The organism is Sporomusa malonica (assembly GCF_900176355.1).
GTDB classification, from domain to species: Bacteria; Bacillota; Negativicutes; order Sporomusales; family Sporomusaceae; genus Sporomusa; species Sporomusa malonica.
This window is the reverse complement of sequence record NZ_FWXI01000028.1, coordinates 21,413-44,203: the sequence shown is the minus strand read 5'-3', so window position 1 is coordinate 44,203 and position 22,791 is coordinate 21,413. Positions and strand designations below refer to the sequence as shown.

Here is a 22,791-nt window from a genome sequence, read left to right as displayed (position 1 = left end):
GAGGGCTTTTGTTGTAAAAAACGAGTAATACTCGTTTTTAAATTATTCATTTAAGGAAATATCCGTAAATGGACTGAAAATGGAATGACGGCATACTGTTTACCCGGTTTGCCTAATTTGAAAAATGACGGAAAGGAGAAGGGCTGCAGAAATAAGGAGAAACGAATTTCATAGTGATGAGGGGAGAGGTGTTTGATATGATGCTTTCAATTGGTGTGATTTTGGTCATTATTACGATTTATTTTTTAGTCAAACGTTACGATGCGCGTTTAGTGCTTTTAGTATCTGGTGTTCTTATGGCCTGTGTGGCTGGCACCCCTATGGCTTCTTTGAACGCTTTTGCCAAAGACATGACAAATGCCGGACTGATTCAGGCCGTATGTTCTGTTATGGGCTTTGCTATGGTTATGCGGTATACCGAATGTGACAAACATTTAATCAATCTGATGGCCAGTGGCTTAGGAAAAGTTCGCCCGCTTTTGATTCCCGGCGTGGTGCTTGCTACCTTTGCGGTCAATGTGGCTTTGCCGAGTGCGGCAGGAACAGCAGCGGCGGCAGGCGCAATTTTTGTACCGCTGATGATGTCTGCGGGTGTGCATCCTGCCATGGCGGCTGCAGCGGTCAAGTGTGGTACATATGGTAGTATGCTTAATCCCGGTTTAGCACATAATCCGATTGTAGCAAAAATTGCGGGCGTTGGGGTTATGGAAGTCATTGCCTTTCAATTCAAAGCTAATATTGCGTCACTGGTTGTTGCGGCGATTTTAATTACCGCTATTGCCTACTATAGAAAAGAACACCAAGGATACCACGCAGAAGGACTGGAAGTGGATAACTCCTTTAAAGTCAATCTGATTTATGCCCTGATGCCGATGTTTCCGATTCTGCTGCTCCTTTTAGGGGCTACCTTGGTGCCTGCTTTAAAAACTGATGTGCCGCAGGCTATGATTATCGGTTGTGCACTGGCTCTTTTAGTTACCAGGAAAAATCCTGTCGGCCTTAGCAATGCCTTTTTTGATGGTATGGGCAAAGCATACGGTGAAATAATCGGTATTATCATTGCGGCCGGGGTATTTGTGTCTGGCTTGACCGCAATGGGGCTAGTCAAGGCCTTTATTGACGCTATGATCCATAATCCGGCTATTGTCAAGCTATGTGCTGCCGTCGGGCCTTTTCTCTTGGGATTTATCACTGGTTCCGGCGATGCGGCCACAATGGCTTTCAATCAGGCAGTTACGCCGCATGCAGCAGATTTTGGTATGGAAGTTATGCAAATGGGCAGTATGGCTACCTTAGGTGGTACACTTGGGCGTACGATGTCTCCGATTGCTGGCGCTACTATCATTGTAGCCGGTATTGCTGGCGTTAATCCAATGGAAGTTACAAAACGCAACTGGCTGCCAATGGTGGGAGCTATGATTATCGGTATGGCCCTTTTGATGTATTGATAGCAGGAAAAAAGAGGCTGTCTTTTAAAGATGCAAGTCTGTACATCGCATAGTGGTGTACAGCTTGCGTTTTCGTATTATACCAAGTCCCAATTTGTCAGGATTAACTTATTTGACGAGGGAGATTAACGAATGAATACGGACATTTTGGAATTAGTGAAAGCAAAAAAGGAGCAGCTTGTCAATTGCCGCCGCGATTTACATAAACATGCAGAAACAGCTTGGACAGAATTTCGTACAGCAGCTATTGTGGCTGAAACCTTAACACGCCTCGGCTATCAAGTGGCAGTGGGCGAAGAGGTGATTGATGCTGAGGTTATGATGGGAGTACCATCCCAGCAGGAATTGATCAACCATCAGGAAAGAGCTATAGCCCAAGGGGCTGATCCCAACTGGGTAGGCAGAATGCAGGGGGGTAAAACCGGTGTAATGGGCGTGATGCACTTCGTTCAACCAGGGCCGGTAGTCGCATTCCGCTTTGATATGGATGCAAATGATGTAGTGGAAGCGATGCTGGAGGAACATAGGCCTTGGCGTGAAGGGTTTGCTTCTGTCAATTCGGGGGCGATGCATGCCTGCGGCCATGATGGTCATACCTCGATTGGCTTAACCCTGGCAGAGGTTTTGGCTGAAATGAAAAATGTATTTGCCGGCACGGTGAAGCTGATTTTTCAGCCTGCTGAGGAAGGGGTGCGAGGTGCGAAAGCGATGGTTTCGCGCGGCATTGTAGATGATGTGGATTTTTTTGTGGGCTTGCATGTGGGGATAGGATTGAAGCAAATGGGGACGATGACTTGTAACACTGTAGGCTTCCTGGCGACGACGAAACTTGATGCAGTCTATACCGGCGTTCCTGCGCATGCCGGCGCAGCGCCGGAAACCGGTCAAAATGCATTACTGGCGGCGGCCACAGCTGCCCTAAATTTACACGCTATTTCCCGCCACAGCCAAGGGGCTTCGCGTATCAATGTCGGGGTATTGCAGGCTGGAACCGGACGCAACGTCATACCAGACCAGGCGATATTGAAACTTGAAACACGCGGGACTACCAGCGAGATCAACGATTATATGTACCAGAGAGCCATTAGAATCCTAGAGGCAGCAGCTGCTATGCATGATGTTAAGCTTGTTTTGTCGCCGATGGGTGGTGCCGCTAACTGTGATAATAATCCGATACTTGTCGAGCGTTTGCAGCAGGTTGCTGAAAAAAGCAACCTGTTTGAAAGTATATTGCCGGAAGGAGACATCGGCGGCAGTGAAGATTGTACCTATTTCATGGAACGGGTACAGCAAAAAGGCGGGCAGGCTGCCTATCTGATGGTTGGTACCGAGTTGGCAGCAGGGCATCATGATTCGCGTTTTGATTTTGACGAAGATAGTTTAGTGCGTGCGGCCGCTTTGTTAGGCAATACAGCTATTGAGCTTTTGAGTAAGAAATAAATCGGATGATTCGGCCAATAAGCAATATACCTTTTTCATGTTTACCCAAATCAAAATAAACTTTAGTTTGCCAAAGGGCAAGCTAAAGTTTATTTTTTATTTTATACAGCACTTTAGTAACTTGCTATAGCACATGACGGTGATATTCAGTATAAAAATAGATACTATGGCACAAATAAGTGCTTACTTGTTGTTGCAATAATTACTGTGTATTATTATTGCCAGGAAAGCAATTCCCAAAAACTAAACACAAGGGGAGGTTACGGTAAGCTATGTCAAAAAATATACTTGTTTTAACAGGTAGCCCTAGAAAAGGCGGCAATACCGATAAATTGGCAGATGCATTTATTGCCGGTGCCAAGCAGGCGGGACACACAACCGTAAAATTTACAACAGCAGAAAAACACATTAAGGGCTGTATCGACTGTCAGACATGCTTCAGTAGGGGAAGCGCCTGCTCTGTTCCGGATGATTTTGCTAACCTTGCACCGCTGCTGGAGCAAGCCGATATGGTTGTGTTTGTCACACCAATGTACTGGTTTTCATTTCCTGTACAGATAAAAGCTGCTATTGACAAGTTGTATTCTTATTTAATTGCGAAGAGGACATTGAAGATAAAGAAATGTGCGCTTCTGGTCAGCGGCGGTGTGCAAGATGAAACTATGTTCGAGGGTATTGTTAAGTCCTATAAATTAATTGCTGAATTCCTGAGTTGGAAGGATCGCGGTGTAGTCATTGTACCGGGTCTTCATGATAAAGATGATATTCTGAAGACCGACGGACTAAAGAGAGCTGAAACATTGGGGAAAAACATATGATAACAAGGGAAGGCTTCACCTCAGGTGACCTTCCGCTACTCGCGGAGTAGCTCCCTTTTGTATTAATCAAGTACGAAAACCGTCACCATTTTACGGCCAAAATTAAATGCTTCACTCCGACTTTCATAAGCTAGATCAATTTTTGTGCCTTTGATGGCACTACCGATGTCGTCGGCGATGGCATAACCATAGCCCTCGATGTACAACCGACTCCCTAGTGGGATTACTTTGGGATCAACTGCGACAAGCCCCCGGCGTAGAAGATGCTCACGTTTAGTCAAGTTGCCACAGCCTGGATCCTGAGAAGTATAGGCGGTAGCCTGCATTGATAGTTTTTTGCGGTACTTATTCGGGCGGATTCGGGCTTCACGGGCTAATACATCCACAAGTTTCTGATCATACTTGCCTGTTTGCTCTAACTTAAACATTCTTTGCGCTCTAACAATAGCATCCTTAGTAGAACTCGCTAATACACCGCTCATTTCTCCTGGGTAGAACCCGGTATCAGCCAATAGTTGCTGCAATCGCTTTAGCTTGGTGTCTACTGCTTTAGGAGGTGTTTTTTTATCACTAGATACTTTGACAACCGTCCCTGAAGTTTTCGACAGTGAAACTGTTGACTTTTCCGATGTTGCGGCTTCTGCTGTTGTGCATATCATAATTAAGCAAATAATAAATATCCAAATATTCCAGGCAGACCATTTACTCTGCATCTGTTAATCCCTCCGCAAAGGTATACACCGCCTCATTGCGGCTTGTCCAAGTTCTTCTAAAAGCATTGTACCATGGTAAACGGTAAACAGAACAGCCGTTGTTTTTAATTTGATAAAAAAACCACTTTTTACTAGACATTGAAGATATGGTTTTTGACCAAAATAATATTGCAAGGCTTATAATTGTAGGCATTCTAGGAGGTAATTAATTATTATGGCTCAAGACAAAGATTTAACATGTCGTGACTGCAATGCCCCTTTCGTCTTTACTGCATCTGAACAAGACTTTTTTGCTGAAAAAGGATTTACCAATGAGCCAGGTCGTTGTCCCAGCTGCAGGGCAGCTCGTAAGCAGAGTAGTGGAGGGGGCTTTAATAACCGCAGTAGCAGCCGACCACAGCGCGAAATGCACGCTGTTACTTGCTCTGAATGCGGTAGGCAGACAGAAGTACCTTTTCGCCCCAGTGGTGATCGTCCCGTATACTGCAGAGACTGCTTTAGCCAAAACAGCCGACATTAATTATTGTATGGGAATCGATTTTAAAATGAGTTGGAGGAGTCTCTGACTCATTTCTGCTTTTTATCAATAAAATAAGCAAATTCAAAAACCTGTATTAATTTACGGGTTTTTGTAGTTTAAAATGTTGTTTGTAACATATGCATAATTTTTAAGAGATAATTGAAAAAATTAGAAACATATAACAAAAAAAGTTTGTTTAGGTGATATAATAAAGAATATATTTACTCATGCAACAGGTATTTATCGAACGATTAGATCATTAGGGGGGAGAACACTGATTCTAAGCAAGTGGAATCAGGAAATGAATGAAATTAACATTAGCAAAAAAAATGATAGGTTACTTTTTAGTAGTTCTTTTAATAGCAGCAGCTGGGTTTGCCTACACTATTCATCTGAGCAGTGAGTCGGAGGATAAAATCAATGTTCTAGGTCAGCGGGATATTCCTCAGTTAGAAATAATTAATGAGATTGCCTTTAATGCAATGGCCAAAACGGCCAATGCACGGGCGTATTTCATATACGGGGATGAACGCTATGCTAATGAATTTAGACGGGTAGCCGGGTTGAATGTCAAACTTGAAGAGGAAATGATCGGACAGGCTCGCACTGATGCGACAAGGCAGTTAATTACTGAAATAAAGGTGTTGGATGATAAGTACACAGAAGTTGCTGAAAAGAAGGTTATCGCTTCAGTTAAGGCTGGGGATAAAGAGGCGGCAATGCGTGCTCTGGTTAACGAATTAGCACCTTTAGCCGGTGAACTTATCGCGAAGATTGATGACGCCGAAAAAGCTCAGAAGGCAAGTATCGAACAAGCAGTGGCAGCGACAGTGGCCAATGCTCAACACGCCAAGTCGACGGCTGTCGCAGTAGCAACCTTGGCAACAGTTGCTGGCATTGTAGTTGCTCTATTTGCAGCCCGCAGGATTACCAAGCCGATAAAAGAATTACAGGGTCTGATGGCTGAGGCAAGTAATGGTAACTTGTTAGTAACAGCAACTGTAACTTCGCAGGATGAAATCGGGCAGTTATGCGAATCATTCAATACAATGATTACATCAGAGCTTGAAATTGTCAGAGCGGTGAGAAATAGCGCAGTTGAGTTGGCTGCGGCGTCCGAGGAAATGGCAGCCTCAGCCAACGAGGTATCGACGGCAGCAGCAAATATTTCTGAAGAAATTCAGGATGTAGCGCGCTCAATGGAGGCGGCATCAAATTCAAGCACTGACACTGCCCAGATCCTAGTCCAATTATCATCACTTATTCAGATTGCTAAAGATAAAGCCACATCAGCTACTGGTAATTCGCAAATTACAGTAGCAGCAGCTAAGGGTGGCAAGGAAACTGTTACCGAAGTAAAAAATAGTATGAACACAATTTACAACAAAACGATAGAGGCCGAAAAAGTAATCACTCTTTTAAACCAATACTCACAGCAAATCGGAACAATTAATGCAACGATTACCGGCATCGCAAAACAGACCAACCTTTTAGCACTGAATGCCGCCATTGAGGCTGCACGAGCTGGGGAGGCAGGCAGAGGGTTTGCTGTTGTTGCCGACGAGGTTAGAAAATTGGCCGAGCAATCCGATACCGAGGCAGGGAGTATTACCGAGCTTATTAATAAGATTATCGAGAATACAGATAGTGCTGTAATTGCTATGAAGCATAACCTGGCTGAGGTGGAGATAGGTGTTGAAGCGGTTGGTAAGGCGGATAAATCGCTTGAAAGCATATTGGCGGCTGTCGCGGAAACTGTGAATGACATAAATGGAATCGTCAAGGTAACTGAAGACGAAATTGCTTCATCTGACAAGATTGTGCAGCTTATCGAGGATGTAGCCGAAGATATTGAGCGAACAGAACGGGATGCCCAGCAGGTTTCGGCATCTACAGAAGAAACTACCGCAACAATTGAAACAATAGCGGCAAGTTCTGAGCAGACCAGTGCTATGGCGCAAAATCTGCAAAGCCTGATTAGTAAATTTCAAGTATAAAAGCAGAGGACGGATCAGCAATGAAACATTCGCTTACCATTAGCGGCAATCATGTAAATGTATCGTTAGACGGGAAAATATATGCTCATGATGCGGGAATCGTTCGGGATGAACTATTAGAAGTAATTGATCGGGGTGCCACAGATATTCGTTTTGATCTTTCTAAGCTTAGCTACATAGACAGTTCTGGATTAGGGGTATTAGTAACTGTTCATAAACGTACTGTGGAGAAAAATGGTAAACTTGTGTTGACAGGTGTCCAAGGAATGGTTGCCGAGATATTAAAGAGAACCAGGCTTGATAAGGTGTTACATATTGAATAGAGTATATATTGTATAGCGGCTAAAAACTAATTACGGGATATAAAGAGGCTCTAGGCTGAGTTAATTTCAGTCTAGAGCCAAACTTATTAACGTACAAGTTGAGGCGGGGGAGATAATGGTGGCAATGAATAGCTTAGAGCAGGTACAGTTAATATTTGATACGATGCCTAGTATGGCCTGGATGAAGGATCAAGATGGGGTATATCTGGTAATTAATAAACGCTTTGAAGAATTCGGTATCAAAAAGGGGATTAATATAGTAGGGAAAACTGACTTCGGCATATTTCCTGAACATCTTGCGCATCAATTCCGGGAGATTGAAGAAACAGTAATGCAATCTAAGCAACCACAAAGCGCAGACTGGCTCTATGAAAGTGAAACAGGTAATCTATGGCATGATACGTATATTGCACCTGTAGTTGGGGAGGACGGCAAGGTTAATGGAACCATTGGTTTTGCACGGAGGATATCGAGAAGGAAGCAACTTGAGCTAGAATTAAATAGGCAAAAAGAATTTTTAAAAACTATGATTGATACTATTCCGGACTTTATTTTTTATAAAGATATTAATAGTGTCTTGTTAGGCTGTAACAAGGCCTGCCTGGAAAGGTTGTACGGAGTCACAGAGGAAGAAGCTATCGGCAAAAAGATTTCGAGCATTGTAAAAGACCATGACTTTGCGACCAGTTGCCTGCAGCATGACCGGGAAGTGTTAGCAACTGGTAACATGGTGAAACATGAAGAAAAGATGGCGTTGGTTGACAGGAGTATACTTGAGTTTGAAACAGTGAAGACCCCCTTTTTCGATAGTGAGGGCAAGGTTGCAGGGCTTATCGGCGTTTCCAGAGATATTACCACCAGGAAAAGGATGGAACGACAGCTAAAGGAGAGTCAGGAAAGATATGCTGCCATTGTAAACAACGCTCCGGAAATTGTGATCATTCATCGCAATGGGATTATTAGATTTATCAATGATGTCGGTGTAAAAGCCATCGGTTATGATCGGGATGCTATTGTCGGCAGCCATATAAATTGTTATCTTACTAAAGCCTCAAGCGTATGTGTTGCCGAAGCCATGTCAAACATATGCAAGGGAGAAGCAGCAGAGGCCCATGATATTGAGTTTATCAACAAATCTGGTGAAGTTAAAAATGGGATTGTTAAAGCTGCCCGAATATCCCTGGGAGGCGAACAGGCCAACCTGATGGTTTTAATTGATGTGACCGAAAAGAAAAGGATCGAGGCAAAGCTGTGGGAAAGTGAGGAACGGTTCAGGCAGGTTGCCCAAAACATCAATGAGGTTCTAATGATTAGGGATGACGAAAAAATTCTCTACGTGAGTCCGGCGTACGAAAGAATATCTGGTCACTCACTTCAGAGTATCTTAGACAATCCCTTGTTGATGTTTGAGATCGTTCATCCGGATGATCGTGATAGAATGCAGACTGCTTTTATCCAGGGTGGACAGCAGATGGATGAATCGAGCAATGCAGAGTTTAGGTTTTTTCGGTCAGATGGTGCTATACGATGGATATGGATGCAGTCATACCCAATTGCTGTTAGTGTAGGCACCGGAAAGCAGAAGGCGATTACTTTGGTCGACATCACAGATCGCAAGCACATGGAAGAGCAACTTCGCCAGCGGGATGAACAAAACCAGCGAGAATTTACTCTGGCGGCCCGAGTGCAGCAAGATGCTTTACCGGATCCGTATAGCGGGGCAAAGGTACGAGTCAGCCCAATCTTTTTACCCTATCACACTGTCAGTGGTGACCTGATTAACTATCGGTGGTTTAAACAGCAAAACAAACTGCGCGGCTACATTGTTGATGTGAGTGGACATGGTATGGCTACGGCCCTGCAAACAGCAACAGTAAAAATGCTGCTGGACCAGAGGTTGCTTGGCGAAAAGACGATCAATGAGGATGACTTCCAGCACATTAATCAGAGAATGATGCAGTATCTGTACGAAGAATCATTTGCCGGTCTAATGTACTTTGAATTTGACTTCAGTTCCTTTATGCTTACCGTTATTACAGGTGGGATACACTTTTTTCTGGAAGACAAGCCGGGTGAGTGCAATTTAGTACCTGTATTTAGTGGTTACCTGGGGATGTTTGACAAGGCTGAAGTACAAACAATGACAAAGCCTTTTAAACCAGGAGAAATATATTGTATGATGAGCGACGGAGCGTCGGACTTGATTGAAATGTTTGGGGTAAGTAAGCAGAATAGATTTTCGCGGTATCTGGAGTGGTTTGATCAACTAGCCCAAAGACCAGAGCGGAGTGACGATTTCTCTGTTGTTTGCATTGAGATTATTGAGAAAAATACTGAGATAAGGATATGCGATATCCAAAAGCCTGATGAAACCGAAAAGGCGCAAGAACTGATTGCCACTTTTCTTGAACGAAATGCGCCCAATGGTGCCGGCTTGTTGGAGGTGGCTGTTAACGAAGCTGTCAATAATGGCCTACGCGCCGGTGGGCGGGTTGACGTCAAAATGAAACGAACCGGTAGTAGAATTATTGCAAGGATTAAGGATACCGGTCCTGGCTTTAGCGTTAAGAGGATGAGTGCTCTGCTGGACAAAGATATAGAGAATGAGCTTGATCAGCTAGGGCTGTCAGAAGGTGGCCGGGGGATTATGATGATGAAAATGTTTTGTGATCAAGTACTGTATAATACTAAAGGAAATGAAGTATTGTTGATAAAAAAAATATTCTAAATTCAAGCATTTTTTCCTATTTTACACTTTACTTTTGTTTGTGATAGTAGTATACTGAAGTAGCCCAGTGGAGGTCCAGTTAATTTTTCATTAGTCCTTCTCATTAAGAGAAGCCCAGTGAGTAATTTACGAGAAACTATCCGGGTACATCTTAATTAGGAGGAATTCAATATGAACCAAGACAAAAACTTAACCTGTCGTGACTGTGGTGCTGGATTCGTTTTCACAGCATCTGAGCAAGATTTCTTTGCGGAGAAAGGTTTCACCAATGAGCCAGGTCGTTGCCCTGAGTGCAGAGCAGCCCGCAAACAACAAAACAACAACCGTGGTGGCTTCGGCGGCCGCAGCAATAATTTCCAACAACGCGAAATGCATGACGTAACTTGTGCAGCTTGTGGCGTACAAACCCAAGTTCCTTTCCGTCCAAGCAGCGATCGTCCTGTTTACTGCAGAGATTGCTTCAGCCAAAACAACAACAGATACTAAAAACATCGACTCCCCTGCTTTTAGCAGGGGAGTTTTTAATTTCGCCGTCAATTTACTATTTGATCCTTGCCTGCTGTTGCTGATGAAACGTATATACGTTTAACGTGAAGCTGTTATTTGAATATAATAGGGTAATGGCAAAGGGGGATGAAGTGAAGATGGCAAAAGTATGTCTTGATCCTGGTCATGCGGGTGGGAATATAGACCCAGGTGCAGTTAACCCTGAAACAGGTTTGCAGGAGGCTGATGTAACTTTAGCAGTCAGCAAGTTGGTTGCGAAATACCTTGAGGCTGTTGGACATGAGGTTATTTTAACCCGGACAGAGTCTGAGCAAGCTGAAACCGACAGCTTAGCCTATCGGTGCAATCTTGCCAATGACTGGGGTGCTGATCTGATGGTCTCTATTCACTGTAATGCAGCAGCCAGTGCTCAGGCGAATGGCACTGAGATTTTTACGACATTAGGAGAGACAGAGGGCGATCGTTTAGCTACTTGTGTTATCAACCAGGTAACAGCGACTTTTCCTGACCTCCGGCTCCGGGCTGACTGGGATGATGGCGACCCTGATAAGGAACAAAATTTTTATATATTGAGATATACCGATGCGCCGGCAGCTCTCTTAGAAATGGCGTTTATTTCTAATGCACAAGAGGCTGAAAAGCTGGCAGACCCAGCCTGGCAGAATGAAATGTCGCGGGCTATAGCGCGGGGCATAACCGACTATTTCTTTTATGGGAAAAACTAGATAATTCAGTTGCACATTAAGAAAGCCACCGTTTGGTGGCTTTCTTAATGTGCATGACTAGCTATGATTTATCCGATGACTAACCCGTTCTAATACTCCCGTCCTCTGCAGGAGGGAGTATTAGAACGGGTTAGTCCCTGGATAATTCGACTAAGATTCAGGTGGGGTTAAAACCCCAGCTGAATCAAGTCTCATTTATAACAATATTCCGCAATGAGCTCTTGAGAAACAACCTGTTTTATCCCAGGTGCCCATGTGGGAAGCAGTTCTGTGGTATTGGTAAATCCCATAATCTGGCCGATGGTATTAAATATGGTATTACTATTCTTCTTGTAAAAATGCTGCCATAGATTTGGATAGGTAAGCTTTAGGTCATTTATGGCTATAATCGAGTTTAATGCTGCCTGCCAGCGTTGACGAATTGTTGCTTCATGTCCAGAAATGCAAGTTTCAATTGGCTGATCTGGTTGTAGTGACCAGGAGATGGTTGGATCGTGAACAACTAGCAGAAAATGCGAGGAATTGCCGATGGCTTTGGTTGTTCCGGCCTCAGGGTCAAAGGCCAGACCATGAATCTGATCGGCAACAATTCCATATGGGTCAGCAAGAACCCAAAAATTATGAGTAAATGGCGTATATGGGATTTTAAAAGCTCGGGCTTGAATACTCCACAGACTGGCTGCTTTTTTTTCAGGCATATGGTCTCACCTTGTTTTTATTCACATAATATGCTTATCCGATGACTAACCCGCTCTAAGACTCCCATCTTCTACAAGTGGGAGTTTAGGAGGCTTCCCTGGAAGTTGGGCGACTAACCTTCAGATGGGGTTAAAACCCCACCTGAAGCTAAGTCTACTTTATAGAAAGGAGCCTGTTACGAAAAAGGTAGCTCTGGCTTTCACCAGTAAGTTACCCATGCCGTCAAAAATATCTGTTTCAGCAACCATAGTCTGGTTGCCATTGTGGATTAGGGTAGCTGCAGCAGTAATGGCTTGCTGGCATTCGGCGCTCCGGATGTAATTCAGGTTCATATCTAAGGTTACCACTTTTTTTCCTGTGGTTGCGCAGGCCATTCCCATAGCGGTGTCTGCCAGAGAAGCCAGCGCGCCGCCGTGAGCCATATTGTATAGATTTGTATGTTTGTTACTAATTACTGGCATAGATAATTCTGCTGTACCTGCTTGGAGTTTAACGATCTCAATCTGTAGTAAAGTTACAAAAGGATTTTGTGAATAGAGTTTAGCTAAGTGATCCTTTAGCAGCAAAAATTGGTCTGTCATAGTGTGCCTCCCTGGAGTTAATGATACTATTCTACCACAATCTCGCAGGAACCATGGTGAAACGAAAAAAGAAATTAGCTTAGCGCAATAAACTGTCCGGTTGCTTTACATGGCAAACAGGTAGGATAATTTGCTTTTTGCCGCGAACAGTTACATGATAGGAGGGAGTGCTCATGAATATCATAAAGGCTCTCTATAACCGGAACTACCGGATTTTTTTTGTTGGGCAGGGTCTGTCAATCATTGGCACCTGGATGCAGAATATCGCAGTAAGCTGGTTGATTTATCGCCTTACCGATTCAGCGTTAATGTTGGGGCTGGTAGCTTTTATGGGACAGATTCCAAACTTTGTGTTGGCGCCCTTTGCCGGAGTCTGGATTGATCGATGGGGTAAGCGCAGTGTCCTTGTCATAACCCAGCTTCTTAGCCTTATTCAAGCTTCGCTGTTAGCTTGGCTTACTCTGGGAAATAGGATGGAGATCGAGTATATTTTGAGCTTAAGCCTATTTCTAGGCTGTGTAAATGCTTTTGATGTACCAGCCCGTCATTCGATCTCAGTGGAGATGGTGGATAGCCAAGAGGAGCGTCAGAATGCCATTGCGCTAAACTCTGTTACATATAATATGGCACGAATGCTTGGCCCCTTGGCGGCAGGGATTCTTATTCCTATTATCGGTGAAGGGTACTGTTTTCTGCTCAATGTCGCCAGCTATTTTATTTCAATACTATCGCTTGCTGGTTTGCGGCTGCAGGTAAATTATAATGACAAGGAGCATAACAATATGCTCCAGCACTTCCAGGAAGGTTTCTCATATACCTTTAAACAACTGCCACTCCGCAATATCCTGGTATTACTGGGGACTATCAGCCTGACAGCCATGCCTTATACCGTCTTACTGCCGGTGTTTGTTTCTCAAAACTTAGGAGCCAGCGCAGGAACCGTGGGTTTCTTAATGGCTGTTTCGGGCTGTGGTTCACTCATTGCGGCCTTCTTTATGGCCTCCAGGACAGAATTTCAGGGGCTGGAAAGGTTATTAGTGGTGGCGGCGAGCGTCATCGGTATCGGGCTAATTTGCTTCATGCTGCCTGGTGGTTTGTGGTTTTCTACTGTGCTGATGTTTATTCTTGGCGTAGGCTTTTTAATCCAGGTCGTTGGCAGTAATACTTTGCTGCAGTGTATGGTGGATGACTCAATGCGCGGCAGGGTCATGAGCTTCTATACTATGACTTTGATGGGAGTGGGGCCAATCGGCAGTCTTTTTGCCGGTTTTCTGGCAAGCCAGATTGGGGTAACCTACACCCTGGCAATCGGGGGCGTATGCTCTTTAGCCGGTGCCGTCTTTTTTGCCAGGGATTTATCGGTGTTCCGCGTTCAGGCCTGTCCCATTTATGTCCAGTCTGGGAGTCTTTCTTCCCGCGACGAATGCCGCTTTTAAGCTACTAATGATTAACGCTGTTTTCGCCATAAGCAAATAGTTGCTGGAGTCCTGTATTTGCAGGATAAGGACGATCATCACTAATGGCGCAATATACCCTGTATGTTCCCTCAGATAGTTTTACGCTTAAAAATACCTTAGTCCAAAACCAGAGTTTTCTGTCTTCGAATAAGACTCTGATCAACATCCGCGTCTCTGCCGGGACTGGGAATTTGCTAATATAACGGAAAAACTGGCTGCTTAGCTCGTCAACTTGTATTCTATACTCTTTATGAATATAGTTGCCGTTTGGGGTATATATATCTGTGACAGTAACTTTAACGATCTGATGACTACAATATGCATTTTCGCTACATGACAGGTTCATAATAGCCCACCTAACATGAGTAAATTTCCATAATTTATTACTTTTACATCATATTCTTATAGGATTGTCTTTATGATTTTTTTAGACAACCTAAAATAATGTGAAAATATTGCAGGAATTTACCGATACTCTCAGAAATTCTACATCAGCACCTCCTATGATTATATAAATCATAGTGAGGCGATGGGATATAGGAAAATAGGATAATTTAATTTTAGGCAATGGGTAGGTGGGTGGTGTAAATGTTTAAAGACAAACCGACAGACATGCCTAGCAAATCGTGTATGTGGAAAAAGTTTATTAGTGATGGCAAAATAGAAGATCAGAGTATTTTGTTGCCGCAGATTGCAGACTCCTGGGTAAGATGCTCCCAGTTGAAGCTGAATCCAGATGATGGCAAAGCGCAAAATATCCTCGCACCCGCAGAGGTCCGGATACTGCTGGAAAAAAATCAGGAGATCATCAATATTGCTAAGCCATTTATGGCCAATATTTACGAACTCTTTCGCAATTCTGGGTTTATTGTTGTATTGACAGACTCCAATGGATATGTCATGGAATGCTTTGGCGATAAAGATTCTCTCACAAGCGCTAAGAAACTTCACTTTGTACGGGGGGCAAGCTGGCGGGAATGTGATGTGGGGACCAATGCAATTTCTGTTGGGTTGGCTACTGGTAAACCGGTACAAGTTTCGGGAGCAGAACACTACTGTATAAAGCATCACTGGTGGACTTGTTCGGCTGCACCTATTTATGGGGCAGACGGTCAGATTATAGCCTTTCTCGATTTATCAGGGCCGGCTCGAGCAGCATATTCTCATACATTAGGTATGGTTGCAGCCGCAGCAAACGCCATTAGCATGCAAATTGGTATTCAGCAAAAAAATTATGAACTGTCTCTTATGAACAAGCGCCTATCCAGTATATTTAACACGATGTCAGATGGAGTAATTTTATTTGATCGATTTGGTAAGGTAAAAGAGTGTAACCCAATTGCCAAAAAACTAATGGGACACACTGGAGATATGCTCAGCGGAGTTTTGGTACAGACACTTTTTAGAGGTAATAACCAATTAATACAAAAGCTGCTAAATGGCAAAGAGACATTTGCTGAGATAGAATTTCAGGCCGGCGTCGATACCGGGCCAAACCGCTGTGTCGTTTCCGGTGAGACAATATTTGATAAGCAAGGCTGCATCAATGGTGGCGTTATCATTTTGCGGCCTGTTGAAAAAGTACATAGCTTGATTAACCGCTTAAGCGGTCATTATACCACTTTTCAATTTAATAACATCTTGGGGAACAGTGCCTCAATTCTAGATGCTGTGCGACAGGCGTCTGCGGCGGCTGCTACCTCGTCCAGTGTTATTTTACAAGGGGAAAGCGGCACTGGAAAAGAAATGTTTGCCCAGGCAATTCACAATAAGAGTGCAAGGCGCAGTGGTCCTTTTATTGCGATAAACTGTGGCGCCATCCCCCGCGAATTGGTAGGAAGCGAATTGTTTGGCTATGAAGATGGAGCATTTACCGGGGCAAAGCGTGGTGGCAGGCCTGGCAATTTTGAATTAGCTTCAGGCGGTACGTTGTTTCTTGACGAAATAGGCGATATGCCTTTAGAGCAGCAGGTTGCTTTGCTTAGAGTGCTGCAAGAAAAGAAGGTTGCCCGTATCGGCGGTAATAAAGTAATAGCTGTTGATGTGCGGATCATCTGTGCTACAAACAAAGATTTGCACAAGCTTGTTGAAAGTGGAACTTTCCGGCAAGATTTATACTACCGCTTGAATGTATTTAAGATTGAAATCCCACCTTTGCGAAAGCGCCGTGATGATATCGAATTACTGTTCTGCAATTTTGTTAAGCAAATCGGGAGTGAGCAAGGCCTTGACTATATAATTAATGCAAGTGTGCTGGAGCTGATAAACCGGTATGACTGGCCGGGAAATGTCCGGGAGCTTCACAATGTAGCTGAGCGAGCCTGCAATATGGCGGAAAACGGTGTTATTTCCATGTTGTGCCTGCCGCCTGAAATATGCTGTCCCCGGAATGCCGTAAATCATCCTATGGCCGGAAATAAGGAGATAAAGAGGGGAATACTCGAACAGGAGCTTGAGGAAATAAGGGGCTTACTTGAGAAAGAGCGCGGGAATATAAGCAAGGTAGCCGGTATATTAGGTATTGCGCGCAGCACGCTCTACCGCAAAATGAAGAGACACTCAATTTACTAATGCTACACCATTGTTGCAAAGTGTAGCGTGTAGTACGGGAACGATACAGAGTGCTACAATGAACGCTACAACAGCAGAATGCTACAGTAGATGACTTAATGTTTTGGTGAAACAAATAAGATCTTTCAGAATAGTGATAAAGAAAACACGGCTTGCGCCGAGCCTTTGGCGAAAGCGGAAGCCGATGTTGCCCTTATCCAGGAGAAAGTGATACTTTCTATCAGGATAATAAAAGGACTGCAGCTCCTGAACGGGAGATGAGCGGTCCTTTTTTTTATTGTTGGCATAAAATTTGCAACTATAGTAAGTCGCATGGTCATCCTTGCAGCGACAGTGTATAACTTTTAAAACGGAGGTGATATGGTGGAACGTAAACGATTTATTGTCGAGATAGGTATGGGGGCTGATTTACACGGAGGAGATGTCACTAAAGCCGCCCAACGGGCAGTAAAAGATGCAATGTCAAGAAGTTGTCTCTGTGGTTTATTTGACATTGCCGAAATCCGTGATCCAAACCAGATGCATGTTGAAGTGCGGCTAGGTTGTCCGCAACCGGAAAAAGTCCAAATCGATAAGATAAAAGAGGTAGTACCATTTGGCTCTGTAACTGTAGAAGCTGTGTTAGGGGGGATTGATGTAAAAGGCCTACACCTGCCGGCACTGGGCGATGGGGATACCATTGTTGTTGCTGTAGCTGCACTTACTGTATATGTTGAAATGCCTCAAACTGTTTAGGTTTAGTACCATGTACTATCAAAGAATAAAAAATGGGGGGAGAATTATGGAACTTACGAAGGAGAAATTGCTGGGGTTTTATGAAACCATGCTCACAATCAGAGCATTTGAGAGCAAAGCTGTAGAGTTGTTTGCAGATAATCAACTGCCGGGGTTCGTGCATTTGTATCTTGGTGAAGAAGCAGTCGCCACCGGTGTCTGTGGCAGTTTAACAGATAAAGACTATATTACCAGTACGCACCGTGGCCATGGGCACTTGCTCGCCAAAGGCGGCAAGGTTGACTTGATGATGGCTGAATTGTTTGGCAAGGCAACCGGCTATTGCAAAGGCAAAGGCGGTTCCATGCATATCGCTGACGTTGAACTGGGAATTTTGGGAGCTAACGGCATTGTCGGCGCCGGACAGCCGATTTCGGCCGGTGCGGCGTTTGCCTGCAAGTACAAGAAAAGCGACGCTGTGGCCGTATGCTTCTTCGGCGATGCTGCGTCCAACCGTGGCACTTTCCACGAAGCCTTGAATATGGCTTCCATATGGAAGTTGCCGCTGGTCTTTATTTGTGAAAATAATATGTACGGTATTTCCAATTGCCAGCGGGACCACATGCGGCTTACTGATGTCTCAGATCGGGCCAGCGCTTATGGCATACCAGGTGTGACGGTGGACGGGAATGATGTGATTGCTGTTTACGAAGCGGCAGCTGAGGCGATCGCGCGGGCAAGAAAAGGGGATGGCCCCAGCCTGATTGAATGCAAGACCTGGAGATGGCGCGGCCACTTTGAGGGCGATCCTGGCGCGTACAAGGATCCTGTAGAACAAGAAACCTGGATAAAGAAAGATCCTATTCCCCGGTTTGAACAAAAACTGGTAGAACTTAAATACGCTACTGCTGCTGAATTAGAAGAAATCAAGGCCAAAGTAGACGCTCAAATTGCTGCGGCTATTAAATTCTCACAAGACAGTCCGTATCCTAACCCGGAAGACGCTTTAACCGACGTTTACGCAGAATAATCTAATTTAGGAGAGGATGAAACATGATGAAAGAGATGACTTATGCTGAAGCCATTAGAGATGGAATGCGCGTTGAGATGCAAAGAGATCCCAATGTATTCATTTGGGGCGAGGATGTGGCCAAGTTTGGTGGCTGCTTTGGGGTGACAGGCAACTTGTTTACAGAGTTCCCCGGACGGGTTCTTGACACTCCTATTAGTGAAACGGCCATTGTCGGGGCGGCTGTAGGAGCGGCTGCCGCCGGTCTTCGTCCGATTGCCGAAATTATGTTTATAGACTTTATGGGCGTTTGCATGGATGAGTTATTCAATCAGGCGGCAAAAATGCATTATATGTTCGGCGGCAAAGCCAGAATTCCTATGGTGCTAAGAACTCCTTGCGGCGCCGGTATGGGCGCCGCAGCTCAGCATTCGCAGTCCATGGAAGCCTGGTTTACTCATATTCCCGGTGTAAAAACGGTTATGCCTTCGACCCCGGCTGATGCCAAAGGCCTGATGGCTGCCGCTATCCGGGATGACAACCCGGTAATGTACATTGAACATAAACAGCTTTTAGGGGTCAAAGGCGATGTGCCTGAGGGAGAGTATGTTATTCCGCTCGGCAAGGCTGATATAAAGAAAACCGGCTCTGATGTCACTATCGTGGCCTGGTCGTGGATGGTACACAAAGCCTTAGCTGCCGCCGAAGCTCTCGCCGAAGAAGGTATTAATGCTGAAGTGCTTGATCCGCGTACTCTTATCCCGCTTGATACCGAAAGCATCCTGCAATCGGTAGGTAAGACCGGCAAGCTGGTTATCGTCCATGAAGCGGTTAAAACCAGCGGGTTTGGTGGAGAAATCGCAGCCATTGTTGCTGAAGAAGGAATGGATCTTTTGGATGGCCCAATTAAGCGGGTTGCCATGCCTTTTGCCCCTATTCCATTCAGCCCGGCGCTGGAAGGCACTGTTATTCCGAGCGAAGAAAAAATTATAGCTGCGGTTAAAAGCTTGTTCTAACTAGCGGTACAAGGTGGTGAGGGAAGTATGGGGCATGTTGGTATAATCGCTAACCCGGCATCAGGTAAAGATATCCGGCGGCTTGTGGCTTACGGAACTGTTGTGGATAATCTTGAGAAAGTGAATATTGTCCGGCGCCTGATCTTAAGTCTGGCTGCAACCGGAATTACCAAAATCACGTATATGCCGGAGTACTATGGCATTGTCCAGGGTGCGGTGGAGAGTATCTGCAGCCGGCACCGGCCTGATATGGAATTTGCTGCGGCAGACATATGTATGACAGGTACCCAGATTGATAGCTTTCATGCCGCAGACTTTATGGCCCAATGCGGGGTTAACTGCATAATTACCCTGGGCGGTGATGGGACGAATCGAATGGTTGCAAAGGGATGCCGGGATGTGCCCATTCTTCCTGTTTCCACTGGGACTAACAACGTTTTTCCCACTTTGGTCGAAGGCACAATTGCCGGTTTGGCGGCTGCAGTTGTTGCTAAAGGGTTGATAGCTGGACCTCCGGCGATAAACCCCAGTAAAAAGTTGAACATCTATAAGAATGGTCAACTGGTTGATATTGCAATTGTTGACGCAGTCGTACTTAATGAACCCTTTATCGGCTCAAGGGCAATCTGGGATGCCGCAAGAATAAGGCGCATCGTAGTGACCAGGGGAGAGCCGCACAATATAGGAATATCTTCAATTGCAGGTAATCTGGCACCGGTAAGACCTGGTGAGCCACGCGGGGCTGATATTGAAGTCGGTACAGGCAGTATTCAATTACGCGCACCGATTGCACCAGGCCTGATTGAACGTGTACCGGTCCGGAATTATGGATATATCGAGATTGGTCAGGTGATTGAAGTCAATGAAGCTTGCGTAATTGCTTTGGACGGAGAGCGGGAAGTCGAAATCCGTGAGGGGGAGAAGGCGCAGATTGAGCTGACTTTTGACGGGCCTAAAGTGATAGATGCTGAGGCGGCGCTGCGGGCTGCCGTTGCACAGGGATACAGTTACATCAACACTAACTGAAAACAGTTCAACATGAGGAGGAGCATTAATGGCAACAGAAGTAAACATGCCGAAACTGGGCCTGTCCATGAAAGAAGGCACTGTCGGCAAATGGTTAATAAATGAAGGGGACACAGTCAAAAAGGGCGATGCTCTGCTCGAGGTTATGACAGACAAGATCGCTAATAAAATTGACGCTCCTGCAGATGGGGTATTGCTGAAGATTGTTGCTAATAAGAAAGCTAAACTTCCGGTTGGTGGTCTTTTAGGAGTTATCGGCACTGCCGGTGAAGACATTAGCGAATTACTGAAAGCAGCTGCCAGCAGCTCTGCCAAGCCTGCGCCGGCTGCCAAGGGAGCACAAGCCAAAGTAGCAAATAAGACTGCCGTAGCCGTACCGGGAGCAAGGGTTAAGATTTCGCCGGCAGCCCGGGCGTTGGCCGAAGCAAATGGAATTGATTACACCGTGATTGCAGGAACAGGTCCCGAAGGACGGATCGTCAGGGAAGATGTAGAACAGGCCATCGCTGACCTGAGCGCGGCAGCAGACGACCGCGCTGTCAGCGAAGTCATTCCTTATGAGGGAATGCGCCAGGCTATCGGGGAAAATATGGCCAATAGCTGGGCTGTAGCGCCTAAGGTTACTCACCATGTCGGCGTGGACTTATCTGCACTGCAGGTTTTACGTGCCACTATTAACGCCGATGTAAAAGATACCGAGAAAATCTCCGTTACCGACATTCTTGTTAAAGCTGTTGCGAAAGCGCTGCAGGCACACCCTAAAATTAACTCGACTTTGAGCGGGGATGAGATCAGAGTATTGCAAGATATCAATATCGGGGTTGCCATCGCTATTCCGGATGGGTTGGTCGTTCCAGTCGTAAAAAATGCCAACCAAAAGAGTTTGGCCGATGTAAGCAAAGAAATTAAAGACTTTGCAAAACGAGCCCGGAAAAACAAGCTGGATACTGAAGAGATGACCGGTGGTACCTTTACGATTACTAACTTGGGCGGATATGGGTCAGTCGATTACTTTACTCCTATTATCAATCAACCTGAATCAGCAATTTTAGGTATTGGCCGGACTGTTAAGCAGCCCGCTGTCGCCGGCGATCAGATTGTGATTAAACCAATCATGGGTTTGTCTCTCGCATTTGATCACAGGGTAATTGACGGTGCACCTGCTGCCGAATTTTTGGCCTTGTTAATTAAACTTATCGAACAACCACATAAAATCTTTATTTAGTCTTTTAATATTAAAATGAAAAAGAAAAGGCAGGGAGATACAATGGCAGGAGATTGCATGGATTTAGTGAGTGAACTACAAGCTGGAATGGGGCAAGTACAAGGTGAAAGCCCGGAGCTTATGGCAGCCTTTGTGCAGATGGATCAAGCCGCTTATGTTGAAGGGGAATTAGAACGCAAGTATAAAGAACTGATTGGCATCGGGATCGCCCTTGCCGTACGCTGCGAATATTGTATGAACATTCATGTTAAAAATGCCTTGGCAGAGGGAGCCACAAGAGAGGAAATTCTGGAAGCGGCAGCTGTTGCGGTAGCTTTTGGTGGATCACCGGCTATGGCCTATTTATCCACCACTATCATGAAAGCGCTTGACGCTTTCGAGTAGTGTGTAAAACTACCAGTATGCATATAGACAGACCGCTGTGGTTGACTCTGCCAGTTCCTGAGGAACTGGCGCTCAACCGGATGAAAAAGCTTCTGGACCAAGGCCGGTTGCATACCGTGTGTGAAAGCGCCGACTGTCCAAATATCGGCGAATGTTTCAGCAACAAAACATGTACATTCATGATTTTGGGTAACCACTGTACCCGGAATTGTCGTTTTTGTGCAGTAAACCACGGTATTCCCGATGCAGTTGATGAAAATGAACCACATATGCTGGCAGCTACCGCTAAGCATTTGGGGTTAAAGCATGTAGTTATTACTTCGGTTACCCGTGATGATCTGTGTGATGGCGGGGCGAGCCAGTTTGCTGCTGCTATAGGGGCGGTGAGAGAGCAGCTCCCTAAGGTCAGTATTGAGGTGCTTATTCCGGATTTTAGAGGAAGTATGGAAGCATTACAAACCGTACTGCAGGCTACACCCAATATTCTTAATCATAATATTGAAACTGTTCCTAGACTGTATTCGGTAGTTAGGCCGCAGGCTGTCTACTCGCGCTCATTGGAACTACTACACCGGACCAGTCAAGCAGGTTTCGGGATACTGCCCAAATCAGGATTGATGCTGGGCTTAGGGGAAGAAATCAGTGAAGTCATACAAGTCATGAAAGATTTATATACTGCCGGCTGTAAAATGTTGACACTGGGGCAATATCTTAGCCCTTCACCAGCGCATTTGCCTGTTGTGGAATACATACATCCTGATATCTTTAAAAGCTTAGAGCAAGAAGCTAAAAAAATCGGCTTTTCTCATGTGAGTGCCGGACCAATGGTGCGTAGTTCTTATCATGCCGGTTATTCTTTTGCCGAACTCAGTCAGGTGTGAGATAACCCC

Annotated in this window: 22 protein-coding genes; 18 read left to right on the top strand and 4 right to left on the bottom strand. The window is 45.1% G+C overall.

Annotation, left to right across the window (positions count from 1 at the left end):
• Positions 1-197: 197 nt before the first annotated feature.
• The 3 genes from dcuC (at position 198) to B9A22_RS22185 (ending at position 3,706) form a co-directional block, all read left to right on the top strand.
• Positions 198-1,448: a C4-dicarboxylate transporter DcuC gene (gene dcuC, locus B9A22_RS22195; protein ID WP_084578153.1), complete on the top strand. Its 1,251-nt coding sequence runs from the start codon at positions 198-200 to the stop codon at positions 1,446-1,448.
• Positions 1,449-1,580: 132 nt separating this feature from the next.
• The gene (locus B9A22_RS22190) at positions 1,581-2,888 is read left to right on the top strand and encodes an amidohydrolase (RefSeq protein WP_084578134.1); all 1,308 of its coding nucleotides are present in this window, start codon (positions 1,581-1,583) and stop codon (positions 2,886-2,888) included.
• Between the two features lie 272 nt (positions 2,889-3,160).
• A complete protein-coding gene (locus B9A22_RS22185; RefSeq protein WP_084578133.1) occupies positions 3,161-3,706 on the top strand; it encodes a flavodoxin family protein in 546 nt (181 codons plus the stop codon).
• A gap of 62 nt (positions 3,707-3,768) precedes the next feature.
• Here the strand turns inward: B9A22_RS22185 and B9A22_RS26160 are convergent, their stop codons facing one another.
• The gene (locus B9A22_RS26160; protein ID WP_084578132.1) at positions 3,769-4,419 is read right to left on the bottom strand and encodes a 3D domain-containing protein; all 651 of its coding nucleotides are present in this window, start codon (positions 4,417-4,419) and stop codon (positions 3,769-3,771) included.
• 214 nt (positions 4,420-4,633) lie between these two features.
• Here B9A22_RS26160 and B9A22_RS22175 point away from each other — a divergent pair, with 214 nt between their 5' ends.
• From B9A22_RS22175 to B9A22_RS22150, 6 genes are all read left to right on the top strand, one after another.
• Positions 4,634-4,939, top strand: coding sequence for a zinc-ribbon domain containing protein (locus tag B9A22_RS22175; RefSeq protein WP_084578131.1), 306 nt, complete (start codon positions 4,634-4,636; stop codon positions 4,937-4,939).
• A gap of 305 nt (positions 4,940-5,244) precedes the next feature.
• Complete coding sequence (locus B9A22_RS22170; RefSeq protein WP_084578130.1) at positions 5,245-6,936, top strand: methyl-accepting chemotaxis protein; 1,692 nt, start codon at positions 5,245-5,247, stop codon at positions 6,934-6,936.
• 20 nt (positions 6,937-6,956) lie between these two features.
• Positions 6,957-7,259 (top strand): STAS domain-containing protein, encoded by a 303-nt coding sequence (locus B9A22_RS22165; RefSeq protein ID WP_084578129.1) that lies wholly within the window; start codon positions 6,957-6,959, stop codon positions 7,257-7,259.
• Between the two features lie 115 nt (positions 7,260-7,374).
• Positions 7,375-9,987 carry a PAS domain S-box protein gene (locus B9A22_RS22160; protein ID WP_084578128.1) on the top strand — a complete coding sequence of 871 codons (2,613 nt, stop codon included), beginning with the start codon at positions 7,375-7,377 and terminating at the stop codon, positions 9,985-9,987.
• Between the two features lie 171 nt (positions 9,988-10,158).
• Complete coding sequence (locus B9A22_RS22155) at positions 10,159-10,473, top strand: zinc-ribbon domain containing protein (protein WP_084578127.1); 315 nt, start codon at positions 10,159-10,161, stop codon at positions 10,471-10,473.
• A 158-nt stretch (positions 10,474-10,631) separates the two neighbouring features.
• On the top strand, positions 10,632-11,219 hold the full coding sequence (locus B9A22_RS22150) for an N-acetylmuramoyl-L-alanine amidase family protein (RefSeq protein ID WP_084578126.1): 588 nt from the start codon (positions 10,632-10,634) through the stop codon (positions 11,217-11,219).
• Positions 11,220-11,410: 191 nt separating this feature from the next.
• Here B9A22_RS22150 and B9A22_RS22145 read toward each other — a convergent pair whose 3' ends face one another.
• Both B9A22_RS22145 and B9A22_RS22140 read right to left on the bottom strand, forming a co-directional pair.
• Positions 11,411-11,917 (bottom strand): hypothetical protein, encoded by a 507-nt coding sequence (locus tag B9A22_RS22145; protein ID WP_084578125.1) that lies wholly within the window; start codon positions 11,915-11,917, stop codon positions 11,411-11,413.
• A gap of 159 nt (positions 11,918-12,076) precedes the next feature.
• Complete coding sequence (locus B9A22_RS22140) at positions 12,077-12,499, bottom strand: PaaI family thioesterase (RefSeq protein ID WP_084578124.1); 423 nt, start codon at positions 12,497-12,499, stop codon at positions 12,077-12,079.
• 173 nt (positions 12,500-12,672) lie between these two features.
• On the opposite strand from B9A22_RS22140, the gene B9A22_RS22135 reads away from it, so the two are divergent.
• Positions 12,673-13,935 (top strand): MFS transporter, encoded by a 1,263-nt coding sequence (locus B9A22_RS22135; protein ID WP_084578123.1) that lies wholly within the window; start codon positions 12,673-12,675, stop codon positions 13,933-13,935.
• A gap of 4 nt (positions 13,936-13,939) precedes the next feature.
• On the opposite strand, the gene B9A22_RS22130 is transcribed toward B9A22_RS22135, so the two are convergent.
• A complete protein-coding gene (locus tag B9A22_RS22130) occupies positions 13,940-14,302 on the bottom strand; it encodes a hypothetical protein (protein WP_084578122.1) in 363 nt (120 codons plus the stop codon).
• 242 nt (positions 14,303-14,544) lie between these two features.
• Between B9A22_RS22130 and B9A22_RS22125 the strand changes: the two genes are divergently transcribed.
• The 8 genes from B9A22_RS22125 to lipA all read left to right on the top strand — a co-directional run bounded on the left by B9A22_RS22125 (position 14,545) and on the right by lipA (position 22,782).
• Complete coding sequence (locus tag B9A22_RS22125) at positions 14,545-16,527, top strand: sigma-54-dependent Fis family transcriptional regulator (RefSeq protein WP_084578121.1); 1,983 nt, start codon at positions 14,545-14,547, stop codon at positions 16,525-16,527.
• A 360-nt stretch (positions 16,528-16,887) separates the two neighbouring features.
• A complete protein-coding gene (locus tag B9A22_RS22120; protein ID WP_084578120.1) occupies positions 16,888-17,262 on the top strand; it encodes a Lin0512 family protein in 375 nt (124 codons plus the stop codon).
• 46 nt (positions 17,263-17,308) lie between these two features.
• Positions 17,309-18,271: a thiamine pyrophosphate-dependent dehydrogenase E1 component subunit alpha gene (locus tag B9A22_RS22115; RefSeq protein WP_084578119.1), complete on the top strand. Its 963-nt coding sequence runs from the start codon at positions 17,309-17,311 to the stop codon at positions 18,269-18,271.
• Positions 18,272-18,294: 23 nt separating this feature from the next.
• Complete coding sequence (locus tag B9A22_RS22110; protein WP_176215650.1) at positions 18,295-19,266, top strand: alpha-ketoacid dehydrogenase subunit beta; 972 nt, start codon at positions 18,295-18,297, stop codon at positions 19,264-19,266.
• A gap of 27 nt (positions 19,267-19,293) precedes the next feature.
• Positions 19,294-20,292 (top strand): ATP-NAD kinase family protein, encoded by a 999-nt coding sequence (locus B9A22_RS22105; protein WP_084578118.1) that lies wholly within the window; start codon positions 19,294-19,296, stop codon positions 20,290-20,292.
• A 28-nt stretch (positions 20,293-20,320) separates the two neighbouring features.
• Positions 20,321-21,517 carry a dihydrolipoamide acetyltransferase family protein gene (locus tag B9A22_RS22100; protein WP_084578117.1) on the top strand — a complete coding sequence of 399 codons (1,197 nt, stop codon included), beginning with the start codon at positions 20,321-20,323 and terminating at the stop codon, positions 21,515-21,517.
• 57 nt (positions 21,518-21,574) lie between these two features.
• Positions 21,575-21,901, top strand: a complete 327-nt coding sequence (locus B9A22_RS22095; protein ID WP_176215649.1) for a carboxymuconolactone decarboxylase family protein — start codon at positions 21,575-21,577, stop codon at positions 21,899-21,901.
• A 17-nt stretch (positions 21,902-21,918) separates the two neighbouring features.
• A complete protein-coding gene (gene lipA / locus B9A22_RS22090; protein ID WP_245824103.1) occupies positions 21,919-22,782 on the top strand; it encodes a lipoyl synthase in 864 nt (287 codons plus the stop codon).
• Positions 22,783-22,791 lie beyond the last annotated feature (9 nt).